We start from the raw sequence: 13,155 nt of genomic DNA, 5'->3' as shown, positions 1-13,155 counted from the left end.
ATTACCGAATCAGCCCGATGCATATTGCCGTGTACGCCGCGCTGTTACAGTACAGATCCGCTAAGGGATTTATTAATCCAATTATGGTATTCAGTTGCGAGATTACAGCTATCGCGAAAATTTCCTCGCCAAACACATACCATAAATGTGTACAGGAGCTGCACCAGTATGGATATATAAAATATAAGCCCTCTTTTAAGAAAACGCGCGGGAGCGAAGTGTACTTTTTGTTTTCTGCGCAATAATTTAAATAATGATCTAAAGGTAAAATGTTATGGATGAAATGGTAACCAAAGCAGATCTGCATCAGTTTGGAATACTGTTAATAAACAGTATACGAAATGTAATTGAGCATTCTGCTGAAAATCAGATAAGTGAGTTTAATCCTGAGTGGCTTAAAAGTAAAGCGGTAAGAAGAATGCTTAATATATCTGCCGGAACCCTGCAGACTCTTAGGATATCTGGAAAAGTCAGCTTTAAAAAAGTATTGGGATCTTATTATTACAGCAGAGCAGATCTGCAGAATCTTTTCAATAATGAATCTCAAAAATAAAAGAAAAGCAAAAAACACTATCAGTTATCTTTCAGCAATTATGGAAGATTCAAGAATTACGGTATGGCATCTGGCAATACTGGTAGCGGTTCTGCAGTTGGGAAATCAACAGGGACAGTTTAAAATAATTAAAGTAAGCAGAAGCAGGATAATGAAATTATCACATGTAAAAACCCTGCCGACTTATTATAAATATTTTAAGGAACTGCAGAATTTTGGCTATCTGACCTACAGACCTTCTTATCATCCCGGGTTCAAGAGTGAAGTTGAAATACATTAGAAGAGGCTGTCTCCTGTCAGGAGCAGCCTCTTCTATTTTGTCATATTCTGCAGGCTGTAAAGCACCAGTCCTAGGGCCGGATAACTAATACCAGCTGAACGGCATTAATTTTCAATCTTCAAATAATAGTCTGACGTTTTTTAAGGATGCTTATAAAGATTTGAAAATATTAAGTATATTTGCGTTCGAATTCTAATGTTCAATGAAAGAATGATGAAGTCTCCTGCGGGGACTTATAAGGCGTTAAAGCATGAAATGAAACTGTGGCAGAATCGTGGCACAGCTGATTTACAAAACTAATATATAAGCGTTTACGGGGCGTTCGGCTATGAAGTTCGAATCCTTCTGGGATCACAACAAAAGCCACTCAATTTGAGTGGCTTTTTTGTTTTGTACCATTTATCAAAACTTGAAAACTGTTCTTTTAAAGGATCAACACTAAAACCTGTGGACTAGCAATTAATTTAGCATATGTATTAGTTAGTCTGAAAAGAGAATATTCTACATTTCTAATGGAGAAAAGGAGATTATTGAGAATTATAAGAAGATTTCAATTACTTGGACTGATAATTTTACTTTTAAAACAAATTAGATTTTTCTACTCTGCCTTAGAATACTTACTTTTACAATACTAACAGAACAGACAGGAATGAAAGCTAGAAAAAGACATTTGTTTATTGTAACAGCATTTTTATTATTGACATTTGGAACTGTACAAGGACAGGAAAAAATTACAATTGTAGCGGCAGCCAATTTAAAAATTGCTATGGACTCCATAAATAGCGTTTTTAAAATTCAAAATCCAGGAATAAATACACAGATCACCTATGGCGCTTCAGGAAAGTTCTTTGAGCAGATTTCCAACAGTGCTCCATTTGATTTATTTTTCTCGGCAGATATGGATTATCCTAAAAAATTGGAAGAGAAAAAATTGACTGGCTCTAAAGTTAAAATGTATGCAACCGGAAAATTGGTGATTTGGAGTAAAAAAATAGATCCGAATAAAAGTAAAATAAACAGTCTTTTAAGCGCCGATATTCGCAAAATAGCTATTGGGAATCCTGCAACTGCTCCTTATGGCGAAAAAGCAGTTGAGAGCTTGAAATTTTATAAAATTTATGACAAAGTAAAAAGCAAGCTCGTTTTTGGTGAAAATATTACCCAAGCCACTCAATTTATCACGACTGGAAATGCTGATATTGGAATCACTGCTTTATCGCTTGTGCTGACTCCAAACATGAAAAAAGAAGGAGGAAAGTACTATATTATTCCACAAAAGAGTCATACACCGCTCGAGCAGGGCTGTGTAATTTTGAAAAATGCAAAAGGAAAGGCCAGTGCACTCAAGTTTTATAATTTCATATCTTCAAAAAAAGCAATTGCTGTTTTAAAGTATTATGGATATGATACGAAAGCGCAATGAACATATTAAACGGAACCATATCGCAAATTCAATCTCATGAAGGTATTTCGCTTGTGAGAGTACAATCAAATGATGTTACTTTTTCTACAATTGTTCTCGATACACCAGAAACTTCGGATTACTTAAAACTACAGAATCCTGTCAAAATTATTTTTAAAGAAACTGAAGTCGTGATTTCTAAAGATTTAAATCCAAATATTAGTACTCAGAATAAACTGTTATGCCGCATTGAATCTATTCGCAAAGGAGTGATTTTGAGTCAGATTAATTTGGTCTATGAGCAGCAGGTTATAAAATCAATTATAACAAGAAATGCTTGTGAAGAGCTAAATTTAAAGGAAAATGATACGGTATTGGCTTTAATAAAAACAAACGAAGTAAGCTTATCTGCTCATGATTAATTTAGAACCCATATGGCTTACGGCAAAATTGGCTTTGATTACCACAATAATACTTTTTTTTGTGGCTGTTCCACTTAGTTATTGGTTGTCTTACAGCAGGTTTCGGTTCAAAGCGGTTATTGAAGCTTTGATAAGTCTGCCTTTGGTTTTGCCGCCTTCGGTATTAGGTTTTTATCTTTTAATAGGTTTTAGCCCAGAAAATGCCTTTGGAAAATTTTTATCTGATTATTTTGATCTTCGATTGGTGTTTACTTTTCAGGGATTAATTTTAGCTTCAGTTATATATAGTTTACCTTTTATGGTGAATCCTATTTTATCAGGATTGAAAAATTTGCCGCCTGCACTTCAAGAAGCTTCTTTTACGCTTGGAAAATCAAGGTTTGTAACTGTTACAAAAATTTTACTGCCCAATATACAAGCGTCGTTACTTACCGGAATTATAATGACTTTTGCGCATACAATAGGAGAGTTTGGCGTAGTTTTAATGGTGGGAGGAAGTATTCCTGAAGAAACCAAAGTAGTTTCGATTGCCATTTATGAAGAAGTAGAATCGATGAATTATCATAATGCTAATGTTTATGCAGGGATTTTGTTTGTATTCTCCTTTCTTATTTTGCTTACTGTTCATTTAATCAATAATAAATCCAGAAAAACTACACTTTATTAATGATACAGTTTAATGCCTATAAAATGCTTCAAACCGCTGACGGTGAACTGCCGTTGGATGTTTCTTTGACTTTTGAGAAAGGTCAGTTTATTGCTGTTTACGGAAATTCGGGAGCAGGAAAAACTACCATTCTTAGAATATTAGCAGGACTTACGGAGGCAGAAAAAGTACAGATAAAAGTAGGGGACGAAGTTTGGGATGATTCTGTGAAAAAGCTTCATCTGCCAGTTCAAAAACGTTCTATAGGATTCGTTTTTCAGGATTTTGCTTTATTTCCGAATCTGACGGTTAAAGAAAATTTAGAGTTTGCATTATCTAAAAATGATTCAAACGAAATTGTTACTGAATTGATAGAACTGATGGAATTGCAGTCGCTGCAAAATAGTAAACCGCAAAATTTATCTGGAGGGCAAAAACAACGTGTAGCTTTGGCGAGAGCAATTGTTCGTAAACCTGAGATTCTATTGTTAGACGAGCCGCTTTCGGCCTTAGATGACGAAATGCGATTTAAGCTTCAGGATTATATTTTGAAAATTCATCAAAAATATCAATTAACTACTTTGATGATCAGCCATTCGGCAGCCGAAATTTTTAAACTTTCGGATAAAGTAGTCGTTATCGACAAAGGTAAAATTAGTAAACAAGGAACGCCAAATGAGGTATTCGCTGAAAAGAAAATAAGCAATAAATTTCAAATAACGGGAGAAATAATCAGCATTATAAAAAGCGATATTATTTATGTTGTACAAGTGTCTTCAGGAAATAACATTATAAAAGTCGTTGCGACAGAAGACGAGATTGTAAATTATAAAATAGGACAAAAAGTACTTGTGGCTTCAAAAGCTTTTAATCCTATTATTCAGATTTTATCCTAAATCAAAAAATCGCAGTTGAGTAATTGGAGTGAAAATACTCTTTATAAATTCATAACAAAAGCCATTCAATTTGAGTAGCTTTTGTTATATATATTTATCAAAAGATGAATTTGTTCCTTTTGTTGAATGTAAAATTTGTAGAGTGATAAATAGCGCAAGTTTCTTTAAATACGAGAATTCTATTGAGTTTAGAATAGTAGTTTTTAAGAAATGTTTTTTAGGAAATCTAAAAGCTGTATTTCTCTTTTTATTATTCGTACCATAAATAATCCGAAAAGCAATAAAAAACCAAATCCGCTTATTACGATATAAAGGTAAAAACCGCTGGACAATTTTTCTTTAAAAACGGGTAATAGAAACGTAAAACCGGCTGCATAAGTCAAGTAGATTATTGGTGTGCAGATGTAATGGATTTTTTTTCTCCATTGGTAAAATTGAGAAGCCAGTTTACTGTATTCAATTAAGGTCGTGTCCGTTTTTAAGTTTTCCAATTTTTTAACACTAATCCATTCTAAGACTACACGAAATAGGAGCATTGTGATCATAATGCACAATCCAAAATTAAATAGTGTTTGTTTATAAGCACCAACCCAAATATAATAATAGATCAATATTACTGCGGTCAGGCTCAAAATTATTCTAGTCCAAAAATGATTGCGTTTAATCTTTTTAGTGTGTGCCTCAGCTTCTTTAATAATATCTGCGGCAGCTGGTTTTATATTGGATTCTGCTTGCTGATCCCAAATATTTTGTAATTCTTCAAATGTTTTCATTTTGTACACATTGAGTTAAACTTTTCTTGATTCGATGGATTCTAACGCGAAGTGTCTCTTCGGTTATTCCTATTACTTCTGATATTTCGGGATATTCTATTCCGTCTAAAGTCATCAGAATTATCATTTTGTTTGTTTCTTCAAGCTTTTGTATGCATTGATACATTTGTTGAAGCTGCTCCTCTTTTTCGTTTGAATAGGTTTCTGTAACGAGCTGAGGCAGGCTTTCTGTTCTAATTTCTTTTTTAGAAGATGATTTTCGTAAATAAAGAAGACAAGTGTTTACAGTAATTCTGTAAATCCATGTGCTGATGCTGGATTCATTTCGGAATGTATCTAATTTTTCCCATACCTTAATGAAAATTTCTTGAGCAGCATCTGAAGCTAATGAAATATCTCCACAAAAATAACCTTTGCACAAACGAAACACTTTATTATAATGTTTGTTGTATATGTCGTTAAATTGTTCTTTTTCAGCCACCTTATAATATTTCTAGTTTTACTTTTTCTATAAACCACTCCGGTTGATCATACATTACGAAATGAGCCGAGTTTGCAGCGTAATAAATTTTAACGGCTGGCAGATTTTCATACTGAGTTTTATATGTGTTTTGTACTGTATTAAGATCTGGATTTGTTGCTGCTAAAATTACTACTGGAATTTTAATTTTGGCAATTTCTTTACGCAAGTCTAAATTAAGCATTTCGATATAACCATAAACATAGGTCTTTCTATCGGCAGCATTCATCCATTCGTTGATCGTTTTTTGCTTTTCTTTGTTCAAACACATATAAGAAGTCGATTGTGAATTCATTGCACTGAATGTTTTTTGATCCATAGCCAGCATCATTTTACTTTGCGGATTATCGTAAGGAATTATTTCTCCTTTATAATTAGGAATCATTAAAGCTGCACTTGAAGGTAAGGCATCAACAATAATTAATTTTTTGAATAAAGCAGGTTCTTCAGCCGCTAACCATAAACTCAAAGTGCCGCCCAAACTATGACCAATTAAGGTAGCTTTCTTTAATTTTTTAGTTTTTACATAAGAAATAATTTGGTCTTTTATTGTAGAAAACCACGGGCTTTCGATTGGAGGAACATTTCCAAATCCCGCAAAAGTAAAAATGTGACATTCGTAATTTTTAGAAAGTTCGGCTACTGTTTCATTCCAAACTTCTCCTGTACAGCCAAAACCAGGAAATAATAAAACAGGTGCTCCTTTTCCTTTTACATCTACCTTAAAAGCGGTTTGAGAAAAAACAGATTTTGAAACAAGAAGCATAAACGCGATAATTAAAATTGATTTAGTTTTCATGATGTTAAATTTTAAAGTTTACCTTTTGATGCAATGCTATATTATTTGTTACCTCAAAAAGGGCTTTTTTTTTTAAAATAAATTGCAATAGTCCATAAATAGGCACTTAACGAATGAAAAAAAATAAAATAATGGTTTTAATTAACTGTTTTACATGTGATTATTTGTGTTGTTGAGGGTTGAATTTTGCTAAAAAGATCTAAAATCTGAACTGTTATTCAGGCAAACAATCTAAATTAAAAAACTAAGATTTTAGAAATAAAAATGTTCATTTAAGCAATAGACATTGCCTTTTACAAATCATTGATAAAGAAAGTGGTTGAATTGTAATTGCGAACAAAAGTATGCTGGCTTTTATTTTTGTATTAAAGAGTGCAATAAACTAGAAACGGCAGAATTATAAAAACGTCCAATTGGCAATTGCTTATTTTGAATGTTGATATGATTTGCGTTATAGCCGGATATTTTTTTTATGGCGGCCAGAAAAGAGCGATGAATTCTTAAAAACAAGCCTTCAGGCAATTTATCTTCCATTTCGGTTATAGATTGGTATGTTTTGTAGCAGTCTGACAGCGTATAAATCAGTAAATAATTTCCTTGAGATTCAAAATAATATATTTCATCAAGGAAAAGTTTGACCATTTTTCTTTCGCATTTTACAAAGATAAAGGCACGATCTGTTTCTTGACTTTTAGAATGTAAAACGATTTCGTTTGACTCTCTTATTTTCGAGTATTTGCTTATGGCTTTTGTAAAACGTTCTAATGAGATTGGTTTTAGAATATAGTCTACAGCTTCAATCTCAAAACCTTCAACAGCATATTCTGTATACGCTGTTGTAAAAATCACTGCTGTTTCTGAGGGCAGACTTTTGGCAAATTCGATTCCTGATTTTCCAGGCAGATTTATATCTAAAAAAATAAGATCTATTTTGTTTGACTTTATGGCATTTTGCGCATTTGAGACACTGGTAAATTTACCTTTCAGATCTAAAAAATCAAATTTAGCAATATGAAGTTCCAGCAAAATTGATGCAGGTAATTCATCCTCAATAATAATACAGTTAATTGCCGCCATCTTTTATTTTTATTTTTAAAGAAACAAAAAAGCTTACCGTTTCATTTTTTATAGTCAAAACATGTGTGTCTGGATACAAGAGTTCTAATCTTCTTTTTACATTCGAAATTCCTATACCGCTGTTTACATTTTCAGGATACAGATTAACGTTTTCAGAAAGGCTGTTCTCAATTTTAACAACTAACCATTCATCATTAATAGTAATAGAAATGGTTATCCAGCCTTGATTGTTTTCGTCTAAACAATATTTATAACTGTTTTCAATAAACGGCAGTATCAAAAAAGGTTCTATCGAATGGTTTTCTACAGAGCCATAAACACTAAAACTCAATTGAAGCTGATTCTCAAAACGCAGTTGCTGCAGCGAAATATAGTTTTTGAGGTAGTCTATTTCGTTTTCTAATGAGATGCTTTTGTTGTTGACATCATAAATAGAGAATCGCAGGATATCGGATATTTTTAAAACGATTTCAGCTGAATCATCAGATTTACTTAGAATTTTAGAATACAAACTATTGAGAACATTAAATAAAAAATGGGGATGAAACTGATTTCGAAGAGACGAAAGTTCGGCTTGCAGTTTTTCTGATAAAATCGTTTGTACTTTGTTTTTTTCTTCGGCTAGATAATAAAACAGTTTAATAGCTATTGGTATAGTAACTACAAATTGAAGTTTACTCACATTATACAAAAAAACGGGTGCTGATAAAAGAGGTTCAATTTTCCAGAACGTTAGATAATAACGCAGGATTATAAAATTGTCTATTAAACGTTGTAAGAAAGCAAAAAGCAGAATTAGAATAACGTAAGCAGTAATAAAAGTTATCGTTTTTTTCTTGAATAATAAACGAGGCATTAAAAACTCAACAACAATCGTTACAAAAAGAATTTTAGGCAAAATACTGTACCATTCATTGCGCAATGCGGTAATAAAATCGCCTGCCGGCAAACCCTGAATTAAACTAAAAAGCAAAATATATCCCAGCCAATACAAGGTATATAATCTAATTATGATCGATCTATTTTCAGGATCGTATGCCATTATCTTCATTTTACTTATTTGTTTTTCTGATACATGTAAAAATAGTGCTTTTGTTTGAAACCAAAATTGTCGTTTACAACGTAAACAATGTTGTTTGAATAAGTTGCTTTTTTAGAATACTGAAGAAAAATACCTTTCGGCTGTAATATTAATCTAAAAATAGCTTGAGATGAAAAAAACATTCTTTTTTTACTTGGTTTTAATGTGCTTCACATGTATTGTTAATGCCAAAAATATTGACGTTTATCCTACCAATTGGTGGACAGGAATGAAAACAAATTCGATACAATTACTTATTAGAAGTACAGATGAAGCTTTTTCATCAGCTGAGGTAAGTATAAATTATTCAGGGATAAAAGTTCTGAAAACACATCAATTTTCAAACAAAAAATATCTTGCTGTAGATATTACAATTTTGCCAGAAGCTCTTGCAGGAACTGTTTTGATTGAAGTTGTTAAAAACGGAAAAAAACAAAAAATTAACTGGCAGCTTAATGCTCGAAGATCGGGAAATGGCACTGAATATGCACAAGGTGTAAATTCTTCAGATTTTATAGATTTAATAATGGTAGATCGCTTTAGTAACGGTGATCCGTCAAATGATCGGGTAAAAGGGATGAGAGATCAATCGTTAGACCGAAATCAAATGTATGATCGTCATGGAGGCGATTTGCAAGGTGTAACTAATAATTTAGATTATCTGCAGGGTTTAGGAATAACCGCTTTATGGTTTACACCAGTGATGGAAAATGATATGATGAACCGCACAGAACATGGTTATGCAATTACAGATCATTATAAAATTGATGCTCGTTACGGCGGTGATAAAGCCTATAAAGAGTTGAGTGATCAGCTGCACAAACGCGGTATGAAATTAATATTTGATGCTGTTTACAATCATTTTGGGCTTTATCATTTTTTAGAACAAGATCAGCCGGAAAATGACTGGGTGCATCGCTGGCCAGAATACACGCAAACAAGTTATAGAGAACAGCCGTTGTTTGATCCATATGGAGCAAAATCAGATCAGAAAAAAATGAGCAATGGCTGGTTTGATAAAATTATGCCGGATATTAATCAGGATAATCCATACATGGCAAACTTTTTAATTCAAAATTGTATTTGGCATATTGAAACATTTGGAATTGATGGTGTTCGTTTAGATACGTATACTTACAATGATTTGAATTTTGCAAATAGATGTAATGATGCCATTCTAAATGAATTTCCTAAGATATCTATTTTTGGAGAAATCATGGTTCACGGTGTGGCGAATCAAGCTTATTTTGAACAAAATAATATAGAAACGCCTTTTAAAAGTAATCTGCCATCAGTTGTTGATTTTCAGAGTTTGTATTACGGAATTATTCCTGCGCTTACACAGCCATTTGGCTGGACAGATGGCGTAAATAAACTATACTATACTTTAAGCAGTGATTTTTTGAGTAAAAACCCAATGCAAAAAGTATTGCTTTTAGATAATCATGATGAGCCTCGTTTTTTCTCGGTTGTGGGTGAGAATGTTGAGAAACAAAAAATGGGTTTTCAATGGCTGTTAACCTGCCGCGGAATTCCGCAATTGTATTATGGTTCTGAGGTTTTGGTTAAAGGATTTAAAGCGCCAGATGGTTTGGTACGCAGTGATTTTCCGGGTGGATGGAGTACTGATGCAAAAAATGCTTTTACAGGAAAAGGCTTAACAGAGGATGAAAAATCGACTCAGGATTTAGTTCGAAAACTAGCCAATTTTAGAAAAACATCTTCAGCATTAACCACAGGGAAATTAATGCATTATGTTCCAGTTGGTGGTTTGTACGTTTATTTTAGATATGATGAAAAGCAAACGATTATGTGTGTTATGAATACGAGTAATGATGCTAAGGAGATTGATTTTCAGAAATATATGGAGAGAACAGAAGGATTCAGTTCAGCTAAAAACGTTGTGACAGATGAAAAGTTTTCATCGTTGAAAAAAACATCGATACCTGCGACGAAAATGTGGGTTCTGGAATTAAATAAATAATTCAGGTTTTTAGTGATGAAATTTTATTTAAAAAAGATCACAACTATAATGCATTGTAGAAATGCTGCATTTTTGGCATTGCTCTTTTTTCAGATAAGTTTTGGGCAGACGGCACCTAAAGTTGATAGAAAGGTTTATACCACAAAAGCTTTAGGTGTTTTGGCTCCGCCTGTAATTGATGGACTTTTAACGGATGAAAGTTGGAGTATTGTAGATTGGACAGGAGATTATATAGAAAATCTTCCTGATGAAAATACGGAACCTATTGAACAAACCAAATTCAAGATTGTCTACGATCAAGATTATATTTATTTCGGATTTCGATGTTATGACAAGGATCCTGAAGGAATTGTAAAACGATTATCGAGACGTGACGGATTTGAGGGCGATTGGATTGAAATTAATATCAGCAGTCACAATGATAAGCTTACCAGTTTTTCATTTGCAGCTTCTGTTGCTGGTGTAAAAAGTGATGGTTTTATTTCTGACAACGGAAAAACTTGGGATGGAAATTGGAATCCGATTTGGTATTTAAAAACAAATATAGATGATGAAGGATGGACTGCCGAAATCAAGATTCCGTTAAGTCAATTAAAATTTAGTGATTTACCAGAACAAGTCTGGGGATTACAATCTACGAGAAGATATTTTAGAACAGAAGAGCGTTCCGTTTGGCAAAGAATCCCGCTCGATGCGCCGGGCTGGGTTAGTGAATTTGGAGAGTTAAGAGGTTTAGTAGGTTTGTCTCCTAAAAGACAGATAGAAATTCAGCCCTTTGCACTTTCAAAATTAGAAACCTATCCACAAGAAGCAGGAAATCCGTTTAAAACAGGAAATGATTTTAAGCTGAATGGAGGTTTGGATGCGAAGATTGGCATTACGAATGATTTGACATTAAACCTAACAATAAATCCTGATTTTGGGCAGGTAGAAGCAGATCCTGCAGCTATAGTTTTAGATGGTTTTCAAGTTTTTTATGATGAACGACGACCTTTTTTTGTTGAGAATAAGAATATCTTCAACTATACTTTTGCTGACGATCAGGACAATTTGTTTTATTCTCGCAGAATTGGACGAAATCCTAACGGACAGCCAAATCTTCCAGAAGGAGCTTTTATGTCGATTCCTAATAATACAACTATTCTAGGAGCAGCAAAATTTAGCGGAAAAACAAAAAAAGGCTGGTCAATAGGAGTACTTGAAAGTGTTACCAATAAAGAATATGCAAGTGTTCAAGATGATAAGCAGTCAACAAAAGTGCTTGTAGAACCATTAACTAATTATTTCGTTGGCCGAGTTCAAAAAGATTTTAATAATCGGAACAGTTATTTTGGAGCTGTTTTTACGGCTGTAAATCGAAATTTAGAAACTGATTTTTTGAGTTTCATGCATAAATCGGCTTACACATCTGGAATCGATTTTATGCACAACTGGAAAAATAGAAAGTATTATTTAAAAGGCAATTTTGTTGCGAGCAGAGTAGAAGGCAGTGAAAAAGCGATTACAGCAACACAACGAAATATGACACATTTATTTCAGAGAGTTGATGCCGGACATCTTTCAGTTGATACTTTAAGAAGATCATTAACGGGAACCGGCGGCAAATTTGAAATAGGAAAAGCAAGTGTTGGCAGCTGGAGATATAAAGGAACTGTAATTTGGAGATCGCCAGAACTAGAACTTAATGATATTGGCTTTTTAAGACAAGCCGATGAAATTAAACAAACTGCATTTGTATCTTATGAAACCTTAAAACCGTTTAGTCATTTTAGAAAAATCACAACAAATTTAGAAGAACTTTCCAATTTTGATTTTGAAGGAAATTACAATAAAATGCAATACACTCTTAATTTAGATGCTGTGTTAAAAAACAATTGGAGTTTTGTTGCTTTGGCTATTTATAAACCGTTAAATTATTCAAATTCTATTTTACAGGGCGGACCTCGATTTCGTTATTCAGAAGAGTTTTTTAAATCGATCAGTATTACATCAGACAGCAGAAAAAAGTTCAAATACAATTTTGCACTTTATGATACTAAAGGAAAAAATAATTCATTTTCGTACACAGAATTTGCGGCGGGTTTTATTTATCAGCCTGTTAATGCTTTTACGCTTTCTGTTAATCCCAGTTTTTCTTCAAATAAAAACAAACTGCAATATATTACTCAAGCCGCCTTTAACAAAGATGCTCGTTATCTTACAGCAAGCTTGAATCAGAATACTTTAAGCGCTTCAATACGACTAGATTATAATATAAATCCAAATTTGACTATTCAATATTACGGGCAGCCCTTTATTTCTAGAGGAAGATATAACTCCTTTAATAAAGTTACAAATCCTACAGCTTATTATTATGGAGATCGGGTAAGTTTGTTTCAACCAGATCAGATTCATTTTGATGAGGTAAAAAACAGCTATCAAATAGATGAAGATACAAATGGAGTTACCGATTATAGTATTCATAATCCCGACTTTTCATTTGTGCAGTTTCGATCAAATTTAGTTGCACGATGGGAATATATTCCAGGTTCCGAATTATTTTTGGTTTGGTCGCAGGGAATAACATCAAATGGAAATCCTAATGAAAACTTATTTACAGAATTAGATTCTCAGATTTTAGGAAGAAAACCAACGAATACTTTTTTGATAAAAATCACGTATCGATTTATGCTTTAAAATTATTATTAAGCCTCTATTTTTTACAAAGAAATAGAGGTTCTTT

At 33.1% G+C, this 13,155-nt stretch carries 13 protein-coding genes; 8 read left to right on the top strand and 5 right to left on the bottom strand.

Annotated features, from left to right (window positions below):
• The first annotated feature begins 274 nt into the window (after positions 1-274).
• From NLG42_RS21310 to NLG42_RS21285, 6 genes are all read left to right on the top strand, one after another.
• Positions 275-553: a helix-turn-helix domain-containing protein gene (locus tag NLG42_RS21310; protein WP_257682263.1), complete on the top strand. Its 279-nt coding sequence runs from the start codon at positions 275-277 to the stop codon at positions 551-553.
• On the top strand, positions 537-833 hold the full coding sequence (locus NLG42_RS21305) for a hypothetical protein (RefSeq protein ID WP_257682262.1): 297 nt from the start codon (positions 537-539) through the stop codon (positions 831-833). Before NLG42_RS21310 ends, NLG42_RS21305 begins: the two co-directional genes overlap by 17 nt.
• A 649-nt stretch (positions 834-1,482) precedes the next feature.
• Complete coding sequence (modA, locus tag NLG42_RS21300) at positions 1,483-2,256, top strand: molybdate ABC transporter substrate-binding protein (protein WP_257682261.1); 774 nt, start codon at positions 1,483-1,485, stop codon at positions 2,254-2,256.
• Positions 2,253-2,657, top strand: coding sequence for a TOBE domain-containing protein (locus tag NLG42_RS21295; RefSeq protein WP_257682260.1), 405 nt, complete (start codon positions 2,253-2,255; stop codon positions 2,655-2,657). Before modA ends, NLG42_RS21295 begins: the two co-directional genes overlap by 4 nt.
• On the top strand, positions 2,650-3,324 hold the full coding sequence (gene modB, locus NLG42_RS21290) for a molybdate ABC transporter permease subunit (protein ID WP_099719056.1): 675 nt from the start codon (positions 2,650-2,652) through the stop codon (positions 3,322-3,324). The genes NLG42_RS21295 and modB overlap by 8 nt, the downstream gene beginning before the upstream one ends.
• Positions 3,324-4,199 carry an ABC transporter ATP-binding protein gene (locus NLG42_RS21285; RefSeq protein WP_257682259.1) on the top strand — a complete coding sequence of 292 codons (876 nt, stop codon included), beginning with the start codon at positions 3,324-3,326 and terminating at the stop codon, positions 4,197-4,199. The genes modB and NLG42_RS21285 overlap by 1 nt, the downstream gene beginning before the upstream one ends.
• Before the next feature lie 203 nt (positions 4,200-4,402).
• On the opposite strand, the gene NLG42_RS21280 is transcribed toward NLG42_RS21285, so the two are convergent.
• The 5 genes from NLG42_RS21280 to NLG42_RS21260 form a co-directional block, all read right to left on the bottom strand.
• Positions 4,403-4,972 (bottom strand): hypothetical protein, encoded by a 570-nt coding sequence (locus NLG42_RS21280; RefSeq protein ID WP_257682258.1) that lies wholly within the window; start codon positions 4,970-4,972, stop codon positions 4,403-4,405.
• On the bottom strand, positions 4,959-5,453 hold the full coding sequence (locus NLG42_RS21275) for an RNA polymerase sigma factor (protein ID WP_099719051.1): 495 nt from the start codon (positions 5,451-5,453) through the stop codon (positions 4,959-4,961). The genes NLG42_RS21280 and NLG42_RS21275 overlap by 14 nt, the downstream gene beginning before the upstream one ends.
• Before the next feature lies 1 nt (position 5,454).
• A complete protein-coding gene (locus tag NLG42_RS21270) occupies positions 5,455-6,291 on the bottom strand; it encodes an alpha/beta fold hydrolase (protein ID WP_099719049.1) in 837 nt (278 codons plus the stop codon).
• A 354-nt stretch (positions 6,292-6,645) separates the two neighbouring features.
• Complete coding sequence (locus NLG42_RS21265) at positions 6,646-7,368, bottom strand: LytR/AlgR family response regulator transcription factor (RefSeq protein WP_089059622.1); 723 nt, start codon at positions 7,366-7,368, stop codon at positions 6,646-6,648.
• Positions 7,355-8,419, bottom strand: a complete 1,065-nt coding sequence (locus tag NLG42_RS21260; protein ID WP_257682257.1) for a sensor histidine kinase — start codon at positions 8,417-8,419, stop codon at positions 7,355-7,357. The genes NLG42_RS21265 and NLG42_RS21260 overlap by 14 nt, the downstream gene beginning before the upstream one ends.
• A gap of 160 nt (positions 8,420-8,579) precedes the next feature.
• Between NLG42_RS21260 and NLG42_RS21255 the strand changes: the two genes are divergently transcribed.
• Positions 8,580-10,433 carry an alpha-amylase family glycosyl hydrolase gene (locus NLG42_RS21255; protein WP_257682256.1) on the top strand — a complete coding sequence of 618 codons (1,854 nt, stop codon included), beginning with the start codon at positions 8,580-8,582 and terminating at the stop codon, positions 10,431-10,433.
• Between the two features lie 48 nt (positions 10,434-10,481).
• Positions 10,482-13,109 carry a DUF5916 domain-containing protein gene (locus NLG42_RS21250; protein ID WP_257682255.1) on the top strand — a complete coding sequence of 876 codons (2,628 nt, stop codon included), beginning with the start codon at positions 10,482-10,484 and terminating at the stop codon, positions 13,107-13,109.
• The last annotated feature ends 46 nt before the right edge of the window (positions 13,110-13,155 follow it).

Source organism: Flavobacterium plurextorum, assembly GCF_024638035.1.
GTDB lineage: Bacteria > Bacteroidota > Bacteroidia > Flavobacteriales > Flavobacteriaceae > Flavobacterium > Flavobacterium plurextorum.
Note: the sequence above shows the minus strand (reverse complement) of the source record. Positions and strands in the feature narration are given on the sequence as shown.